This is a genomic window from Sphaerochaeta sp. UBA5836 (genome assembly GCF_002432845.1).
GTDB lineage: Bacteria > Spirochaetota > Spirochaetia > Sphaerochaetales > Sphaerochaetaceae > Sphaerochaeta.
Genome location: NZ_DJGW01000107.1, coordinates 1,894 through 20,214, shown reverse-complemented (window position 1 = coordinate 20,214; position 18,321 = coordinate 1,894). Strand labels below are relative to the sequence as shown.

The window sequence follows — 18,321 nt, the reverse complement described above, 5'->3', positions numbered from 1 at the left end:
ATGAAAGCCATGCAAGAAGAGTATGTGAAACGAGCGATGCAGTTGCGTAAAGAAGGCTGCAACTGCGCCCAGGCTGTGGCCTGCACCTTCTGCGACGAGGTGGGATTGAGTGAACAAACCCTTTTCTCGGTGATGGAAGGCTTCGGCGGGGGGATGGGTGCCCATCAGGCTACCTGCGGCGCTGTAAGCGGGGCGGTGGCCGTCGTAGGGCTGCTGACCAGCAAAGGCAGCGTCGAGGCGGGGACGAAAAGTCTTTCCTACAGCCGGTCGGCGGCAATCCTGACAGAGTTCCTGGACAAGAACGGAAGTCTGGTATGCAAGGATCTGCTTGGCGATGAAACCGGCCATGTGTTGCAAACATGTGACGGATGTGTTGAGGATGCTGTACGCATGGTGCATAATTTGTTGCAAAAAGCGATAAAAGAAAACAACTAAGTGCATAACCACAACATACATGGTTGTTATGTGCAGGTTTTGTTGCATAACCACTTGTATAACTATGCAATTTTGGCTATCGTACGCCTATGCAGACAGAGCGAAAACAAGTTGCCCTCCTCCTGGGAAGCGAGAACGACCTGAGCTTGGTACAGCCGGCCATCAAGGTACTTGCAGAACTGGAAATCCCCTATGCTGTACGGATCCTTTCAGCGCACCGACTCGGTGAAGAGGCTTGCCGATTCGCTTCTGAGGCACGAAGCGAGGGTTTCGGGGTTCTGATAGCCGCTGCAGGGAAAGCCGCCCATCTTGCGGGCACGCTTGCAAGCAGAACCCTGCTGCCGGTCATCGGGCTCCCGCTTTCCGCCTCTCTAGGCGGATTGGATGCCTTGCTTTCGACTGTTCAAATGCCAAGCGGGTATCCGGTGGCCACGGTTGCCATCGACGGGGCGGCCAATGCAGCCTTGCTTGCCGCCCAAATCCTGGCCTTGTCCGACCCAAAGCTGCTTTTGCGGCTCGAGGCGGCAAGACAGGCAGGCCAGGAAGCAGTGCGCGAAGCCGATAGGAGAATTGCGAAGAGCTTTATGTAGATAAGGCTCTTTTTTATTGCAACAGGGGGAAGCGATGCAAAAGCTGTCCATGCTCTATGAAGGAAAGGCGAAACGGGTGTATGAAACCGACCAGAAGGGTATCTATATTGTTTCATACAAGGATGATGCAACTGCGTTCAACGGCAAGAAGAAAGGCTCGATTCTCGGAAAGGGAGCGATCAACAACCAGATTACCAATCACCTGATGCAGCTGCTTGCAAAGCAAGGCATTCCCACCCACTTCGTCGCCCAGCTCTCGGAAACAGAAACCGCAGTCAAAGCTGTACGAATCATTCCTTTGGAAGTAATCGTGCGCTCGATTGCTGCAGGGTCGCTGTCACAGCGGTTGGGTCTTGCTGAAGGTACCAAACTGGCAAGCACCGTCTTGGAATTCTGCTACAAGCGTGACGACCTTGGGGACCCCTTGGTCAACTCGAGCCACATCAAGGCGCTCGGTCTTGCCACCGAAGAAGAGCTTGCGCTCATCAAGCGCTACAGCCTTGCGATCAACGACATCCTCAGCGCCTACCTTGCGAAGGTCGGCATCGCATTGATCGACTTCAAGCTGGAGTTTGGCATAACTGACGATGGACAGCTGGTGCTTGCCGATGAGATCAGCCCCGATACCTGCCGGTTCTGGGATATCAAGACCGGCAAAAAGCTGGACAAGGACCGGTTCCGCAGGGATTTGGGGGATGTGGAAGAGGCATATCATGAAGTGATGCAACGCCTTTTGGGGAGACAGTGATCGTGGGTGCCCTGAAGGAAGCCTGCGGCCTGTTCGGCATCAGCTCGGCGCACAAGGAACCTATCGGCCTTGCCTGTCACTACGGCCTGTATGCCTTGCAGCATCGAGGCCAGGAGGGGTGCGGCATTGCGCTGAACACCAACGGGCAGCTGTCGGTGTACAAGGACATGGGCTTGGTGCATGAAGTGTTTCCCAGTGCCCTGGCCTTTGACGAGGAGCATACCCGGATGGCCATCGTGCATACCCGATACGGTACAAGCGGGGAGCGGTCTCGTGAGAATGTGCAGCCGCTTTTGATTCGGCACCATATCGGCAGCATGGCGATCGCCCACAACGGGAACCTGACCAACGACGAGTCGCTGCGTTCGCAATTCGAAGGGGAAGGCTGCTTGTTTCACACCACCAGCGATACCGAAGTCATTGCCTACCTGATTTACAAGCATCGCCTGACGACTGCCACCATCGGTGAGGCGATCGAGAAAGCGATGGCGGAATTGGAAGGGGCCTATTCCTTGTTGATCATGACATCCTCCCAACTCATCGCCGTGCGCGACCCTCACGGTTTTCGACCGCTGTGTCTGGGAAAGTTGGATGACGGGTATGTGTTTGCCAGTGAGAGCTGTGCACTCGATGCGGTGGGGGCGGTCTTTGTACGAGACCTGAAGCCCGGCGAAATTTGCATCGTTGATGCCAAGGACCAGAACATGACCAGCTCGCTTGTGCATGCAAACAAGGTTGCAAGCAGCCTGTGTGTTTTTGAGTTGATCTACTTCGCCCGCCCCGACAGTGTAATCGATACCATCAGCGTCCATCAGGCGCGCATCAGAAGCGGTTGTTTCCTGGCTTTGGAACACCCCTGCCAGGCGGACGTGGTCATCGGTGTACCCGACAGCGGCATCGATGCGGCCATCGGCTATTCGCGTCAGTCGGGCATTCCCTACGGCATCGGCTTCATCAAGAACAAGTACATCGGGCGCACGTTCATCCAACCGAAGGCCGGCGATCGTGAGAGCGGGGTCCGCATCAAGCTCAATCCCGTTGCTTCCACGGTCAGGGGCAAGCGGGTGGTGCTCATCGATGACTCCATCGTTAGGGGAACCACCAGCAAGCGCATCGTCCGGCTGCTTCGGGAGGCGGGAGCGGTGGAGGTTCACCTCCGCTCCTCGGCTCCCCCGTTTCTGCATCCCTGCTATTACGGAACGGATATTGATTCGCGCAAGGACCTACTTGCCTGCAAGTATGATTTGCAGCAGATGAAGTCGATCCTCGATGTCGATTCCTTGGGCTTCCTGCTTCCCGAGCAGGTCGTCAAACTCAGCGACCATCCCGGCATCGGGTTTTGCAGTGCATGCTTCACCGGCGTGTATCCAAGTGCGGTGCCCAAAGGAGCAACGTATGCACAGTGACAGTTACAGCACCCGGTATGAAGAAGCCGGAGTGGATATCAGGCGGGGCTATCAGGCGGTCGAGTTGATGAAAAAGCATGTCGCTTCCACGTATACGAGCGGGGTGGTTTCGGATTTGGGAGGGTTTGGAGGTCTGTTTGAGCTGGATGTGAAGGATACTCCCAATCCGGTGTTGGTCTGTGGTACCGACGGGGTGGGGACCAAGCTCAAGATTGCTTTCGCCCTCGACCGCCACGATACCATCGGCATCGACTGCGTGGCGATGTGCGTCAACGATGTCATCTGCTGCGGGGCCAAACCGCAGGTTTTCCTGGATTATATCGCCTTGGGGCATCTGGATCCTGCAAAGGTTGAGCAGATCGTCAAGGGAGTGGCTGAAGGCTGCAGGCAGGCAGGCTGCGCCCTCATCGGGGGGGAGACCGCCGAGATGCCGGGCATGTACCAGGGTGGGGAGTACGACCTGGCGGGTTTTTGCACCGCATTGGTGGACAAGAGCAAAATCTTCGACAATGCAAGCATTACAGAGGGCGATGTCCTCATCGCCCTTCCCTCAAGCGGGGTGCATTCCAACGGATTTTCCTTGGTCCGTCATATCTTCGGTTTGGACGGCAATTCTGAAATTCTCCAGGAGGTCTACCCTGAGTTGGGAACCACCCTGGGCGAGGCATTGCTCAAGAGCACGCGCATCTATGTCGATGAGGTGCTTGGTCTTGCACGACAGATCCGCATCAAGGGGGCCTCGCACATCACCGGAGGCGGCTTTTATGAGAACATCCCCCGCTCGCTTCCTTCCGGCCTGGGCGCCAGGATACGAAGAAGCGACGTGCGGGTGCTTCCGATATTCACCCTTTTGCAACGTGCGGGTTCGGTCAGCGAGCACGATATGTTCAATACCTTCAACATGGGTGTGGGGATGGTTCTCTTTGTCGGCAAGGAGGATGTTCGGACGGCTTTGGATCTGCTTGCAGGCTCCTATGTGCTGGGTGAGGTGGTTGCAAGCGACAAGGCATGTGTTCTGGTATGATACGTATAGCGGTTCTGGTCAGCGGCGAAGGCAGCAATCTGGAGGCTCTCCTGGATTTCGAGAAGCGGGGTGGAAACCCTGATGGGCGTATTGTCCTGGTGATCGCCGATCGAAGCTGCAGTGCCCTCGATCGTGCAGCGGGGCATCGGGTGACGGCCTTGATGTTGGACAGGCAGGCGTTGGGAAAAAAGGAGTTCGAAAGATCGTTGCTTGCCGGCTTGGAGCAGCACCGCATCGACCTGGTGGTTCTTGCAGGCTTCCTCACGATTCTCTCGGAGAAGGTGACCGAGCGGTATCGGCGGCGGATCATCAATATCCATCCCTCCCTGATACCCAGCTTCTGTGGAAAAGGGTATTATGGGGAGCGTGTTCATCAGGCAGCCCTCCAGCGCGGGGTGAAAGTCAGCGGGGCCACCGTGCACCTGGTCGATGAGGTTGCCGACGGCGGACCGATTTTGAGCCAACAGGCAATAGAAGTGCTCGATGATGACACTCCTTCTTCCTTGGGCCGACGAATTTTAGAGCAGGTGGAGTGGAAACTGCTTCCGAAAACGGTTGCCTCCTACTGTCTGTACATGGAGAGAAACATGAGTTTATCGCAGAAACTGGCAGAGTGCAGGTACCCCGGCAGGGGAATCGTGTGCGGCATGAACGAGAGGGGGAAGGCAATCATCGCCTACTTCATCACAGCCCGCAGCATTCACAGCAAGAACCGTGCCCTGGTGGCCGAAGGCGATACGGTGCGGACCAAGGCCGTTGACGAGAGCCTGCTTGTCGATCCCTCCTTGATCATCTACCGTGTCATGGACAGGTTGGGCAACGATATGGTGGTTGCCAACGGGGACCAAAGCGATACCATTCTCGATGGCTTGCGACGAGGCCTGGATATGCAGCAATCATTGCAGAGCCGTACGTTTGAGCCGGATGAGCCCAACTATACCCCGCGCATCAGCGCTCTCTTCCATCTGGGGACGGACCCGTTCTACGAGCTGTCCATCCTCAGGCGGTCGGCGGATGGAAGCATCGACCGTTCCTTCTATACCTATTCGGACGTACGGTTGGGTGAAGCCCATCTGATACATACCTATGAAAGGGACGGGAATCCCCTTGTGAGTTTCACAGGAGAGCCCAGGATGGTGCACCTGCAAGGGGATGGGCAGTCGATAGCCGACCAAATATGGGATGCGCTGGACAAGGAATACCGTGTTGCTGTGTTCGTCAAGGAAGTGGATTTGACCGGCAATGATGCAAAGCTGGTCATCAGGCAAGGAGCGGACAATGGATCGTATTGAGTTGAAGTATGGCTGCAACCCCAATCAAAAAATGGCGAGCATCAGCATCGAAGAAGGTCGGCTGCCGGTGACCGTCCTGAGCGGCAAGGCGGGGTATATCAACTTGCTGGATGCACTCAACGGCTGGCAATTGGTCAGTTCCCTTGCAAACGCCACCGGTCTTGCCAGCGCCGCCTCTTTCAAGCATGTCAGCCCTGCTGGTGCTGCAGTGGGTCTTGCCCTCAACGAGACCGAACGGCGGATGTACTTCATCAACGAAAAGACCGACCTCAGCGACCTGGCTTGTGCATATGTGCGTGCACGCGGGGCCGACCGCATGTCCAGCTTCGGGGATTTCATCAGCCTCAGCAGCGAGTGCGACCTCTCAACCGCCCTGATCATCAAGAGCGAGGTTTCCGATGGAGTGATAGCCCCTTCGTACAGCAAGGAAGCCTTGGAAGTCTTGAAAAAGAAGAAGGGCGGCTGTTATACCATTCTGCAGATCGACGCAGATTTTGAACCACCGCTGCTCGAACAACGGTCGGTATTCGGCATCACCTTCACCCAGATGCGAAATACGCAAATTCTGGACAGCTCGGTCCTCAAGCCCATTGTGACAACCAATACTGCACTTCCTGCTGAAGCCGAATTGGATCTGCTGGTGGCTCTCAATACCCTGAAATACACCCAGTCGAACTCGGTTTGCTACGCCATGCGCGGTCAGACCATCGGGGTGGGAGCAGGCCAGCAGTCCAGGATTCACTGCACCCGTCTTGCCGGAACCAAGGCTGATATGTGGCAGCTCAGGCAGAGTGAGAGGGTTCTCTCGCTTCCTTTCCTGCCGAATCTGAGCCGCAATGACAAGGATAATGCCGTTGAACTCTACCTGCGCTCCGAAATAGAGCAATGCCGGCCTTTCCTCTCCGAGGATGTCTTGCCGATGACCGAAGATGAGAAGCGTTCCTGCCTTGAGAAGGTGGGGGGCGTAAGCCTTGCCAGCGATGCGTTCTTTCCCTTCCGCGACAATATCGACCGGGCATCCCGAAGCGGTGTTTCCTATATCGTACAGAGCGGTGGCTCGCTGAGGGATGATCAAGTGATCCAGGCGTGCAACGAGTATGGCATGGTCATGATCACCAACGGCATCCGCCTGTTCCACCATTAGCATGCGCATCCTCATCATCGGCAGCGGCGGCCGTGAACACGCCCTGGCAAAGGCACTGCTCAAATCCTCCCAACCTGTTGTGCTGTTTGCAATCGGAAGGAATGCTGGAATGCAAGAGCTTTGCACCATGGTCGACCTTTCGCTGTCCGACCATGCATCCATCGTCGGCTACGCCCTGAGCCAGCATATAGAGCTTGCAATCGTCGGCCCCGATGAACCCTTGGTCAAGGGATTGGCGGATGCATTCAGATCTCAGCACATCCCCTGTTTCGGGCCTTCCAAGGAAGCTGCCGTCATTGAGGGCAGCAAGGCGTTTTCCAAAGCATTCATGCAGCGCCATCGGATTCCGACTCCTGCATACCGGGTGTTCACTGAGTATGACCGGATCCTGTCCTACCTTGCCGATTGTCCTCTTCCGGTCGTGATAAAGGCTGACGGCCTTGCTTTGGGCAAGGGCGTGGTCATCGCCTTCGACCGAAAGACGGCCTGTGAAGCTGCGAAGGGGATGATGGTCGACAACCAATTCGGCTCAAGCGGTAAAACGGTGGTCGTCGAGGAGTATGCAAGCGGCCCTGAAGTCTCCCTTCTGGTGTTCAGCGACGGAGTGACCGCCAAGGCGATGGTCAGTGCAATGGACCACAAATGCGCCTTCGACGGTGACAACGGACCGAATACCGGCGGCATGGGGGTGATCGCCCCGAACCCTTGGTACACCGAAGAGATTGCAGCAGTGTGCGAAAGAACCATCATCGAACCAACCTTGCGGGGCCTTCGCCGGGAAGGAAGACCGTTCACCGGCTGTCTCTTCTTCGGCTTGATGCTCACCCGGACAGGGCCGGTGGTCATAGAGTACAACTGCCGTTTCGGCGACCCTGAAGCCGAGGCCGTGCTCAGCCTGCTTGACAGCGACCTTTTGGATATCCTGCACAGCTGCACCAACCAGACGCTTGATAGGGTTCCTGTCCGCTTTACAGGAGGGTATGCCTGCAGCGTTGCCCTGGCAAGCGGGGGGTATCCTCTCTCCTACGAGGTGGGAAAGAGGATTTCCATCGGCAAGCTGCCTTCCGGGGTCGAGGTTCTGCATGCAGGTACTGCTCTTGATGAGAACGGCAACTTGGTCACCTCCGGAGGCAGGGTTCTCCATGTGGTTGCCCGCTCAAACACGCTGCGATCAGCCATCGAGCAGGCCTATCGCGCCGTAGACTCGATTTCATTTGCAAACATGCACTATCGCAAGGATATCGGAAAGAAAGCCTTGCTCAAGGAGATTTGTGATGGTTCATCGCTTCTGGGTACGACGCAAACAAGGATTTCGTAATGCCGAGGAGGCATTGTCTGCTTCCCTTACCTCTGTCCTGTCACTTACCAATGCCGCCCGAACAGCAATCTATCATCGGTATGACATCGAGGGGATGAACGATGAGGAGGCTGCGTATGTGTCTCGCTCAATCTTGAGCATGGTCCAGCGCGATGAGCTGTTTTCCGAGATGCCTCCCTGCTCATGGGCATTGGGGGTGGAAATGCTCGGCGGCCAGTTCGACCAGCGCTCCGATTCGACGGCCATGTGCATCCAGCTTGTCTATCCACACCTGAATTGCAGCGTTCGTTGTGCAACCTTCTACTGTTTCGACTCAGAGCTGACGGACGAGGAGAAACTGCGCATCAAGGCGTATCTCATCAATCCCGTGGAGGCTTGTGAGGCTTCCATGCACATGCCCGAGCATATAGGGCAGAGCTGCAGCGCTCCCTCGTTTCCCGCCTGCCTGGATGGGTTCTGCTCCCGCAGCGACCGTTCGAACGTGTTGGAAGAGTACTCCCTGGCCATGGACAGCGATGACCTTGCTTTGGTGCAGCAATATTTTGCAGACAAGGGCAGAGATCCCTTTCTGACCGAGTTGAAGGTGATAGACACCTACTGGTCCGATCACTGCCGTCATACCACGTTCTTGACCGAACTTGACAAGGTCGTTATAGACGATCCCCAGGTTCTCTGTGTGTTCGCATCATACCTTGAGGCACGCAGGTCGCTTGCCTGCAACAAACCCATCTGCCTGATGGATCTTGCCACCATCGCAGCCAAGCAGCTGAAAAAACAGGGAAAGCTTGATCATTTGGAGGTTTCGGAGGAGATAAATGCCTGCTCGGTCAAAGTCGATGTCCAAACCGATGCAGGCCTGCTTCCCTGCCTTCTGCTTTTCAAGAACGAAACACACAATCATCCAACCGAGATTGAACCGTTCGGAGGGGCCGCCACCTGCATCGGAGGTGCGATTCGCGACCCGCTATCCTCACGCGCCTACGTCTATCAGGCCATGCGCATCAGTGGAACCGCCGACCCCCGTACCCCTTTGTGTGAGACATTGGAGGGAAAACTTCCGCAGCGGGTTATCGCCCAGCGCTCGGCCTTGGGATACAGCTCCTATGGGAACCAAATAGGACTTGCCACGGGCATGGTGGAGGAAATCCATCACCCGAACTTTGTTGCCAAGCACCTTGAACTGGGATTCGTCATCGGTGCCGCCAGACAACAGTATGTGAGAAGAGAGAGGCCCGAGGAAGGGGACCTGGTGATCCTGGTAGGGGGGAGAACCGGCCGGGATGGCTGCGGGGGAGCCACCGGATCCTCCAAAAGTCACGATGGCACATCCCTTGGCGCTTGTGCCGCGGAGGTGCAGAAAGGCAATGCCCCCGAACAGCGCAAGATACAGCGATTGTTGCGCAGGGCGGAAGTCTCATCGCTGATCAAGCGATGCAATGACTTTGGAGCCGGCGGGGTCAGTGTAGCCATCGGCGAGCTTGCCCCCGGTCTTGTGGTCGACCTCGATGCCATACCCACCAAGTACGAAGGTCTCGATGGTACCGAGCGGGCGATCAGCGAGAGCCAGGAGCGAATGGCCATGGTTGTCGGTCCTGCCGATGTTCCCGCTTTTCTGCAGTATGCACATGAAGAGAATCTGGAGGCTACCGTTGTCGCCCGGGTAACCAGCCTTCCGATGCTGAGGATGACCTATCAGGGGCGGACGCTTGTAGAAATCGACCGTTCCCTGCTGGACAGCAACGGAGCGAAAAAGCATGCAACGGTGCATATCCCGCACCTTGCCAAACCAAAAGCGGGCACATCTGTACAAAACGCACAGGCGTTTGAGGCCCTGCTCTCAGATCTGAATGTTGCCGGCAAGCAGGCCCTGTCTCAGATGTTCGACAGTACCATAGGTGCAGGTACGCTGCTCCTTCCCTTCGGGGGGAAAAGGATGCGCACCCCAATTCAGGCGATGGCGGCCCTGATCGCCCTGCCTGATGTCGAGAGCGCGACCGCCAGCCTTGCATCCTGGGGATACGATCCCTACCTGATGCAGGCCAATCCGTTCGAAGGAGCCTTTTCGGCCGTGGTGCACTCGCTTGCAAAAGTGGTGGCAGCCGGGGGAGATTGGGACCAGACGTATCTCACCTTCCAAGAGTATTTCGGTCGGCCGGGCGACGATCCACAGCGATGGGGGGTGGTTGCCTCGGCGCTTCTGGGTGCTTACAAAGCGCAGACACTCTTCGGCAAGGCTGCCATCGGAGGCAAGGACTCAATGAGTGGTTCCTTCATGCATCTGGATGTTCCTCCTACCTTGGTGAGTTTTGCGGTCTCAGTCGCCTTTCAGGATGATGTGCTCAGCCCTGAATGGAAGAAGGCCGGTTCCAAGCTCTATCTGCTGCAGGCAGAGCGGCAAAGGGAGCTTCCCGCCCTGTTCGAGCAGGTCAGCAGGTTGGTAAAGAGCAAACAGGTTCTCTCCTGCTGGGCGTTGGGATACGGAGGTATTGCCGAGGCGCTTGCCAAGATGGCCTTGGGAAACAACATCGGCTGCACCGTTACTGCCGAGCTGGACCTCTTGTGCAAGCGTTACGGAGCGTTTCTGGTGGAATGCGACCAGGAACTCCCCCTGGAGGGAGCCTTTATCGGATATACGACCCAAAAAGATGAGCTCTGCCTTCCTTTTGTGAGGATGGAACTTGAACAGGTTCATCGCCTGCTTTCAGCCCCTCTCGCATCCGTGTATGGCGATCTTGAGCAGCGTGATGCAGCGCAGACGTTTCCCACCTTGTCGTACACCAAGCGTGCACGAACTCGATCGCGCTATCCTGTCAAGAAACCTACCGTACTGATGCCGGTTTTCTTCGGTACAAACTGCGAGTATGATGTCGAGCGTGCCTGGAAGGCCTGCAATATCGATTGCAATACGGTAGTGATCAACACGCAAAGCGAGCAGGATGTGAGACGGAGCATCATACGTCTGCGGGATGCCCTTCGACAGTCCCAGATTTTGTTCCTCAGCGGAGGCTTCTCTGCTGCTGATGAACCCGATGGGTCCGGCAAGTTCATTGCAGCGTTCCTGCGCAATCCACTCATCCAGGAAGAGATTGCCAACCTGCTTGAACAGCGTGATGGCTTGGTGGGAGGAATTTGCAATGGGTTCCAGGCTCTTGTGCAGCTGGGGCTTCTGCCCCATGGCCGTATCACCACAATCAACGAGCACGATCCTTTGCTCGACTACAACCGCAAGGGCAGGCATATCTCGACGGTTGTCAGGACCCGGGTCAGCTCGACGCTCTCCCCATGGTTCAGTGAATATGAGGTAGGGCAGATTCATTTGCTTCCGATCAGTCACGGTGAAGGCCGTTTCACCGCCGATGCCGACACCTTGAAGGCGTTGGCGGATGGGGGGCTGATAGCAAGCCAGTATGTCGATGAACAGGGGCATGCAGCTCCGTTCTCAATCGACAATCCCAACGGATCGCTGTATGCGGTGGAAGCGCTGAGTTCCGCCGACGGTAAGGTTTTCGGCCGCATGGCTCACAGCGAACGTGCTATCAAAAAGCTTTACCGCAATGTACCGGTAGAGGCCGATTGCGGCCTCTTCATGGGGGCTGCCAACTACGTTCGTTGAGTCATATGGGAGCAGAATATGGACCTTTTGAGTATGGCTGTATCATTATGATACAGTTTATTCGGATTGGTTGCTTCCGTGGGGCAAAAAGAAAGGGTGTTGGAGTAAACAGGTTTGGAAGAATTTGTGGAAAGGACATGTAAATATATATAATGGAATAAGAAAAAATATAAAAATCGATGGTGGTAAAAGTTGGCACGCCAATTGCAACATGCTTAGTGAATGAAAAACACAGCAAAGTTCACATGGAGGTATCAACATGAAATATTACGTAACCTACAATCAGGACAACGGTCTTTCGGATTTCGATTCCCTGTTCGGCGATCTCTTTGCAGACTGGGGTGTGAGTCGCTCCAAGATTCCCCCGGTGGATATCTATGAGACTGAGAAGTCGTATGTGATCGAGGCGGAGCTTGCAGGCTACAAGCAGGACGAGGTCCTGGTCAATGTCGATAAACATATTTTGAAGATTTCCAGCAATAAGGAAACGCTCAAGGATGCCGATGGCAGAAAGAGCTTGGTACGCGAACGATACTTCAAGAAGTTCGAGCGTTCCTTCAGCCTCCCCGAGGGGATTGATGAGGATAAGATTGAAGGCGAGTTCTCCGATGGAGTTTTGACCCTCACCCTTCCCAAGAAGAAGGAAATCCTTCCGAAGACCATTGAAGTGAAGATCAAATAAGTTCTATTGCCGATATACTTGCACACAACAGCCTGCAGAATTCTGCAGGCTGTTTTCAATTCTCTACTCCAGTATGATGAGAGCCATCAATTTCAAGGTTTCATCCTCGTCGTTGCGGATGGCATGGCTGGCGCCGCCCCCGGTGATGACCAGGTCGCCTTTTTGTACAACCTTCTCGCCATCGGCTTCCGTGACGATGCCTTTGCCTTCGGTTATCCAATAATATTCGGTTTCATTGACATGGTTGTGCACTCCGATGGAGCAGCCCTTCTCGATGGTCAACTCGGCAAACAGCCGGCTGTGCGATACCGTCCCCTCATCCATCAGTGACTTCACCACCACCTGTCCGGTGCCTTCCCGCATCCTCTGCTTGACGACGCTCTTCATCTCCTGTTCTCTTTTGATCATGATTGACCCTCCTTCTGCCAGTTTGCCAGCATGAGCCTTCTTGGGCAAGATGCACTTGACACTCCTGTCTGAGAAAACAATACTGACAATATCATGCACACCTGTCATTACTCGCATGGGTGACCCTTTTGTTGGTCGGCCCGGTGGAATGTGCATACCCCAAGACTAGTGTTGAGGAGAGGACATGAATACGATTCTTTCAAAGCAGCGGCTCTCTGCCGAGGTTTTCAGGATGGAGATTGAGGCAAGGGAGATAGCCGAGGCGAGAAAGCCGGGACAGTTCATCATCCTGCAGATGGGTGGAGATTTTGGTGAACGCATTCCCTTGACAATAGCCGATGCCGACCCGGTCAAAGGTTCCATCACCTTGATCTTCCAGGCAGTCGGAGAAACAACCCATCGCCTGGCTCTGCTGGAAGTCGGGGACAGCATAGAAAACCTGCTTGGGCCTTTGGGCAAGCCAACCGACATCAAGAACTATGGCAAGGTCGTCTGTGTCGGTGGAGGAATCGGGGTGGCCCCCCTGTTTCCCATCGTACAGGGTATGAAGCGAGCCGGCAACGAGGTCAAGGTGATCATGGGAGCCCGGAACAAGGACCTGTTGATCATGGAAGAGGATATGAAGGCCACCGCCGATGAGGTCATTGTGGTAACCGATGATGGATCGTATGGGCGCAAGGCGTTGGTGACCGAGCCGCTCAAGGAGTTGTGCGAGACGTATAAGCCCGACTGCGTCGTCATCATCGGTCCTCCGATTATGATGAAGTTTGCCGCCCTTACCACCAAACCCTATGGCATCCACACCATTGTCAGCTTGAACACCATCATGATCGACGGAACGGGCATGTGTGGCGGCTGCAGGGTGACCATCGGGGGCAAGACCAAGTTTGTCTGTGTCGACGGCCCCGAATTTGATGGACATCAGGTCGATTGGGACAATATGCTGCTTCGCCTGGGTACCTACAAGAGCAAGGAACAGGAAGCTCATCACCGCTGCCATATCGGCTTGCACATCAAGGAAGGGGAGGCATGAGCAGTATGCACGCTACAAGAGAAGAGTTGGATACACAGGCAGAAGCATTGCTGGCCCAGTATGCAGACAAGATATTGACACCGAAAGAACGCGCCCGGATTCCTTTGCAGGAAATGCCCACCCAAAATCCTGAGATTCGGGTGACCAACATGCAGGAAGTAGCTCTTGGGTATACGGAAAATCAGGTGAGAATCGAGGCGATGCGCTGTTTGCAGTGCAAGAACAAGCCCTGCATCGCCGGTTGTCCCGTTGCAATCGACATCCCTGCCTTCATCGCCAAGGCAGCCGAAGGCAAGTTCGCCGAGTCGGCCGAAGTGATCAAGCAGAGCAGTCTGCTTCCTGCCATTTGTGGACGTGTATGTCCGCAGGAGAGCCAGTGCCAGCTCTATTGCACCGTCGGGAAAATGTACAAGGATGTTGACCAGTCGGTTTCCATCGGCCGCATCGAGCGGTTTGTCGCAGACTATGCACGGGAGCATGGTTTGGAGAAGGTTCCCCAGGTGGGAGAACCTTCCGGCAAGCGTGTAGCAGTGGTGGGAACAGGTCCTGCCAGCATCTCGGCTGCTGCGGACCTCAGAAGGAACGGCCATGAAGTGGTGATGTTCGAGGCGCTGCACAAGGCTGGTGGTGTGCTTGTGTATGGCATTCCGGAGTTCCGTCTTCCCAAGAAGATTGTCGAGCATGAATTGAACAACCTGGTTTCCATGGGGGTGGAGATCCGCAGAAACTACTTGGTCGGTAAAACCCGTACCATTTCCGATCTGATGGGAAAGGACGGCTTTCATGCCGTGTTTGTCGGCTCCGGTGCCGGTCTTCCAAAGTTTATGAACATCGAAGGAGAGAACTACATCGGAGTCTTCTCCGCCAATGAGTATCTGACACGCAGCAATCTCATGAAGGCATATGCCGTCGGAGAGGCATTGACTCCTCTCTTTGACTCCCACAAGGTTGCTGTTTTCGGCGGCGGCAACGTCGCCATGGATGCCGCTCGTACCGCAAAACGCTTGGGAGCCGAGGAAGTGACGATCGTCTATCGCCGCACCGAGGTTGAGATGCCCGCCCGTAAGGAAGAGGTCGCCCATGCCAAGGAAGAGGGTGTACAGTTTTTGTACCTCCATGCCCCGCTCAAGATTACTGCCAATGAGAAGGGCCGGGTCAATGGGGTTGAGTTGATCGCGTGCGAACTGGGTGAACCCGATGCCTCGGGCAGACGCAGCCCGATTGAGATTCCCGGCAGCCAGAAGATGTACGAGTATGACACGGTCATCGTCGCCATCGGGAATGACAGCAATCCGTTGATCAAGGCAACCACCGAAGGAATAGAGGTCAACAAGAGAGGCAACTTCATCGTCAATGAGGAGACCTGTGAGACCACGCTCAAAGGAGTTTATGCCGGAGGCGATATTGTACTTGGTGCTGCGACGGTCATCCTGGCCATGGGCCAGGGACGCAAGGCGGCGAAGGCAATGAATACCTACCTGGCTTCGCTTTGATGCATCAAAAGGTGGGCCTGAACCTGTTCGGGTCCACCGCCTTGAAGCTCATTTCGTGTTTGTGTATAGTGACATAGTGGATATTCGAAACGATTGCCGATCGGTGATCTGTCAGCTTCAGGCTACTGATAAAACCCAGGCGATCCTGGAAGTGATAGACTCCTGCACCATATTTGCTTCTCTTCCCGACATCGAACGCTTCAAACGCGGGGTGCTTCGTCGTGAGCGGGCCCAGACAACCGGCATCGGGCACGGGGTGGCTATAGCCCATGGCAAGATCCTAGGGTTGAACGAGGTGCGTATCGCCTTGGGCATCAGCAGGGATGGCCTTGAGTACGAAAGTGCCGATGGAATGCCGGTGCACCTGTTGTTTGTCATTGCATCCTCTCCTTCCATCCAGATGGAGTACCTGGGTGCCTTGAGTTCAATCCTGCGCAGCGTGCGTACCGAAGAGATGAGATCCCACCTCATGGACATTCGCCTGAGCAAGTCCGATGAAGCCTGCCAGCGTTTCTTCTCCATGATGGTTCAGCAGCGATTCGTCTGGTTCTGCAAGGATGTTCAGTAGAAATTTCCTGCACATACCACCGCATCGACGCTCCGATCCCACGGCTCGGTGGGAATACTTTCCAGCAATTGACAGCTGCGACATACGCCGATGCTGAAAACCTCCGGGTGGGATGCGAGATAGCGGTCGTAGTAACCTTTTCCGCGGCCAAGGCGCTCTCCGATCCGACTGTAGGCAAGGGCTGGTACCAGAAGGATGTCCTTCCCTGATGGTTCAACCATGCGATTTTTCAAGGGTTCAAGGATGCCGTACCGCCCTGCAGTCAACTCATCAAGACTCTCAACGGCATAGAAGACCAAGTCCCCGTTCTCGGTGCTTACCGGCAGGGCAAGGTGCTTGTGTGCAATGGCATGCTGCAACAGCTCGGTGATGTTCACTTCCGAAGCCATGGGAGCATAGGCAAACAGCCAGGCTGCCTGCCGGTATCTTCTGTAGTGCAGCAATGCAGTACAACTGAGGGCGTCTTCTAGTGAGAAATCTTCTGCTAAGAGAAGTTTTGCCTGACGGCGCAGCTGTGAACGCAAGGTGTGTTTGGCATCCATGGATGAACTATAACACACGCGCGAACAAAAGGAGTACAAGAACCAGGACGGAAAGCAGTATATCGACGGTCGTGTAAGGAAGTCTCGGCCTTGTTCGGGATGGGTCGAAGAGCCTTGCTTCCAAGGCCAGGGAGAGGTCTTCGGCCTTGTCCAGCAACAGGCTGAAAATGGCAGAGACCAGGGAGGTGAGGGAGTGTAGGGGATTGCGCCGTCTCTCCAGGCGAGCCTTCCTGGCGGTAACCACTTCCAGCGATGCATCGAAGATCATGGGAAGGATGGAGAGGGTCAGTTCGATGGCGCTGGCTACCTCCCATCCCCGAACAAACGGGATTCGGTCGAGAATGCCTCCCAGCGACCTGGCCAAGTCGTCGGGGGATGTGCTGTCGGCAATAAGCAGGCCGCATAGGATTATGCAGACAAAGCGCAGGAAGGCTGAAAAGGCTGCCTGATGGCTCTGTGTTGCCAGGTACTCCGTGATGAGGATGAGCAGTAGGAGAAAGGCGAAGTACCTGAGCTCGCGCTTGTAGCTGCGTAGGGGAATCCTTTGAGCGAGGGTTGCGACAAGCAAGGCGGTACTTGTCATCAGCAAGCCCGGCAAGGAGAGAGAGAGGATGACCACGCAGATTGCAATGATGGCTGCAATCTTGGTGACAGGGTTCGCCTTGCACAGGAAGGTGTTCTGCTTGCGGTAGTGGAAGATCAGGGCTTCAGCCATGAGAGGTCCTTGATGGCAAGCGAGGAAGGCAGGTAGATGCCGTGCCCCTTCAGATGTGGATAGACTTCGGCGGCAGTGCCGCTTTGTACCAAGAGCCCGTCATCGAGCAGCAGTACGTGGTCGGCATGGGCAAGGGTTTTCTCCACCTCGTGGCTTACCAGGATGATGGTGTGTCCCTCCTGCTGAAGGCGAAGCAGCGTGGAGAGCACGCTGACAACCGAGCGGTAGTCGAGGTTTGCAAAGGGCTCGTCCAGTACCAGGAGCTTGGGATTCATGACCAGCACGCCTGCGATGGCGAGCCGTCGCTTTTCACCCCCGCTGAGGGTGCGTGGTCGTTGGTCCCTCATCTTATGCAGGTCGAGCAGCGTAAGTACCTCTTGAAGCCTGACTTCCTGCTCCTGATTGGACAAACTGATGTTTTCCATACCAAAGCGGATGTCCTTCTCAACCGTCTGGCCTACTATCTGCGTCTCTGCATCCTGAAAGACCAATCCGATGGCCTGCATGCGTTGCTTGGCCTTGTGGGTCAGGTCTTCATCAAAGAGGTGTATCGTACCGGTAGTCGGCTGTAGAAGTCCTTTCAGGCAACGAAGCAAGAGACTCTTGCCTGACCCGTTGGGACCTGTGATCAGGGTGAAAGATCCTTTCTCTATGGTAAAACTCAGGTTCTTGAGAATACTCTTGTCCTTCTCAAAGGAAAAGCTGAGATTCTGAACCGAAAGAATGGGCTGATTTGCTTCAATCATGTGCTCCGACTGTAGCAGATGACCCTGCATTGGGCAAGATTTGCTTGGAATTGTCAACCTGCAAGAGTCCCAGCTCCATGAGTTGGAGGCGAAGTGTGGATGCATCACTATATGGATAGGAGATGAGGCCCTGCTCTTGTGCGCTTGCAACATTGGAAGGCATGTCATCGGTAAAGAACAGCTGGTCGGGTTTGAGTTGCTCCTTTTGAAGGATGAATTGAAAGAATGAGCTGTCCGGTTTTGCCCTATGCATCAGGTGGGAGGCATAGACGTGATCGAAGATGTCATACTGATGCAATTGATGATGGATGGTGTAGTGGGAATCGTTGACATTGGTGCCACAGATTACCCGATGGCCTTGCTGCTTGAGCTCGGAGAGAATTTCCAAGGTAGGGATGTCGAGCGTTGGTTCAAAGAATTTTCCAAGCAGGCTCCCTTCATCCTTTACAACCGAAGAACCTGTTGCCTTCTCATAGATCTCCCAGAGCTCCTTCTCTGCTATGTCTCCTTTGCTATGAGACCGCAGTGCCTGTCTGAAAAGGTCGGGCAGTTCGGAGAATGAAG

Annotated in this window: 18 protein-coding genes; 13 read left to right on the top strand and 5 right to left on the bottom strand. The window is 55.2% G+C overall.

Features of this window, described 5'->3' with window-relative positions; genetic code table 11:
* The 10 genes from B3F49_RS10500 to B3F49_RS10455 all read left to right on the top strand — a co-directional run bounded on the left by B3F49_RS10500 (position 1) and on the right by B3F49_RS10455 (position 12,252).
* The gene (locus B3F49_RS10500) at positions 1-435 is read left to right on the top strand and encodes a C-GCAxxG-C-C family protein (protein WP_293893330.1); all 435 of its coding nucleotides are present in this window, start codon (positions 1-3) and stop codon (positions 433-435) included.
* A gap of 89 nt (positions 436-524) precedes the next feature.
* A complete protein-coding gene (purE, locus tag B3F49_RS10495; RefSeq protein ID WP_293893327.1) occupies positions 525-1,025 on the top strand; it encodes a 5-(carboxyamino)imidazole ribonucleotide mutase in 501 nt (166 codons plus the stop codon).
* 34 nt (positions 1,026-1,059) lie between these two features.
* Positions 1,060-1,773 carry a phosphoribosylaminoimidazolesuccinocarboxamide synthase gene (gene purC / locus B3F49_RS10490; RefSeq protein WP_293893324.1) on the top strand — a complete coding sequence of 238 codons (714 nt, stop codon included), beginning with the start codon at positions 1,060-1,062 and terminating at the stop codon, positions 1,771-1,773.
* Positions 1,774-1,775: 2 nt separating this feature from the next.
* Positions 1,776-3,179: an amidophosphoribosyltransferase gene (purF, locus tag B3F49_RS10485; protein ID WP_293910896.1), complete on the top strand. Its 1,404-nt coding sequence runs from the start codon at positions 1,776-1,778 to the stop codon at positions 3,177-3,179.
* Positions 3,169-4,203, top strand: a complete 1,035-nt coding sequence (gene purM, locus B3F49_RS10480) for a phosphoribosylformylglycinamidine cyclo-ligase (RefSeq protein WP_293893318.1) — start codon at positions 3,169-3,171, stop codon at positions 4,201-4,203. The genes purF and purM overlap by 11 nt, the downstream gene beginning before the upstream one ends.
* On the top strand, positions 4,200-5,495 hold the full coding sequence (gene purN, locus B3F49_RS10475) for a phosphoribosylglycinamide formyltransferase (RefSeq protein WP_293910894.1): 1,296 nt from the start codon (positions 4,200-4,202) through the stop codon (positions 5,493-5,495). Before purM ends, purN begins: the two co-directional genes overlap by 4 nt.
* Complete coding sequence (locus B3F49_RS10470; RefSeq protein ID WP_293893312.1) at positions 5,482-6,639, top strand: phosphoribosylaminoimidazolecarboxamide formyltransferase; 1,158 nt, start codon at positions 5,482-5,484, stop codon at positions 6,637-6,639. The genes purN and B3F49_RS10470 overlap by 14 nt, the downstream gene beginning before the upstream one ends.
* A gap of 1 nt (position 6,640) precedes the next feature.
* A complete protein-coding gene (gene purD, locus B3F49_RS10465; protein ID WP_293910892.1) occupies positions 6,641-7,957 on the top strand; it encodes a phosphoribosylamine--glycine ligase in 1,317 nt (438 codons plus the stop codon).
* The gene (locus B3F49_RS10460) at positions 7,914-11,570 is read left to right on the top strand and encodes a phosphoribosylformylglycinamidine synthase (RefSeq protein ID WP_293910890.1); all 3,657 of its coding nucleotides are present in this window, start codon (positions 7,914-7,916) and stop codon (positions 11,568-11,570) included. Before purD ends, B3F49_RS10460 begins: the two co-directional genes overlap by 44 nt.
* A 259-nt stretch (positions 11,571-11,829) precedes the next feature.
* Complete coding sequence (locus B3F49_RS10455; protein WP_293910888.1) at positions 11,830-12,252, top strand: Hsp20/alpha crystallin family protein; 423 nt, start codon at positions 11,830-11,832, stop codon at positions 12,250-12,252.
* Positions 12,253-12,315: 63 nt separating this feature from the next.
* Here the strand turns inward: B3F49_RS10455 and B3F49_RS10450 are convergent, their stop codons facing one another.
* Positions 12,316-12,660: a cupin domain-containing protein gene (locus tag B3F49_RS10450; RefSeq protein ID WP_293893299.1), complete on the bottom strand. Its 345-nt coding sequence runs from the start codon at positions 12,658-12,660 to the stop codon at positions 12,316-12,318.
* A gap of 184 nt (positions 12,661-12,844) precedes the next feature.
* Here B3F49_RS10450 and B3F49_RS10445 point away from each other — a divergent pair, with 184 nt between their 5' ends.
* From B3F49_RS10445 to B3F49_RS10435, 3 genes are all read left to right on the top strand, one after another.
* Positions 12,845-13,693, top strand: a complete 849-nt coding sequence (locus B3F49_RS10445; RefSeq protein ID WP_293893296.1) for a sulfide/dihydroorotate dehydrogenase-like FAD/NAD-binding protein — start codon at positions 12,845-12,847, stop codon at positions 13,691-13,693.
* A 5-nt stretch (positions 13,694-13,698) separates the two neighbouring features.
* Positions 13,699-15,186 carry an NADPH-dependent glutamate synthase gene (gene gltA, locus B3F49_RS10440; protein WP_293893398.1) on the top strand — a complete coding sequence of 496 codons (1,488 nt, stop codon included), beginning with the start codon at positions 13,699-13,701 and terminating at the stop codon, positions 15,184-15,186.
* Between the two features lie 76 nt (positions 15,187-15,262).
* Positions 15,263-15,754: a PTS sugar transporter subunit IIA gene (locus tag B3F49_RS10435; RefSeq protein WP_293893293.1), complete on the top strand. Its 492-nt coding sequence runs from the start codon at positions 15,263-15,265 to the stop codon at positions 15,752-15,754.
* Here the strand turns inward: B3F49_RS10435 and B3F49_RS10430 are convergent.
* The 4 genes from B3F49_RS10430 to B3F49_RS10415 all read right to left on the bottom strand — a co-directional run.
* Entirely contained in the window at positions 15,748-16,296 is a 549-nt protein-coding gene (locus B3F49_RS10430; protein ID WP_293910886.1) for a 5-formyltetrahydrofolate cyclo-ligase, read from the bottom strand. The two genes, B3F49_RS10435 and B3F49_RS10430, sit on opposite strands and share 7 nt — an antisense overlap.
* 7 nt (positions 16,297-16,303) lie before the next feature.
* Positions 16,304-17,011 (bottom strand): energy-coupling factor transporter transmembrane component T family protein, encoded by a 708-nt coding sequence (locus tag B3F49_RS10425; protein ID WP_293910884.1) that lies wholly within the window; start codon positions 17,009-17,011, stop codon positions 16,304-16,306.
* Positions 16,996-17,757, bottom strand: coding sequence for an energy-coupling factor ABC transporter ATP-binding protein (locus B3F49_RS10420; RefSeq protein ID WP_293910882.1), 762 nt, complete (start codon positions 17,755-17,757; stop codon positions 16,996-16,998). The genes B3F49_RS10425 and B3F49_RS10420 overlap by 16 nt, the downstream gene beginning before the upstream one ends.
* Positions 17,750-18,321: HAD-IA family hydrolase (locus B3F49_RS10415; protein WP_293910880.1), on the bottom strand; the 572-nt coding region annotated here is incomplete at its 5' end. The genes B3F49_RS10415 and B3F49_RS10420, both read right to left, overlap by 8 nt.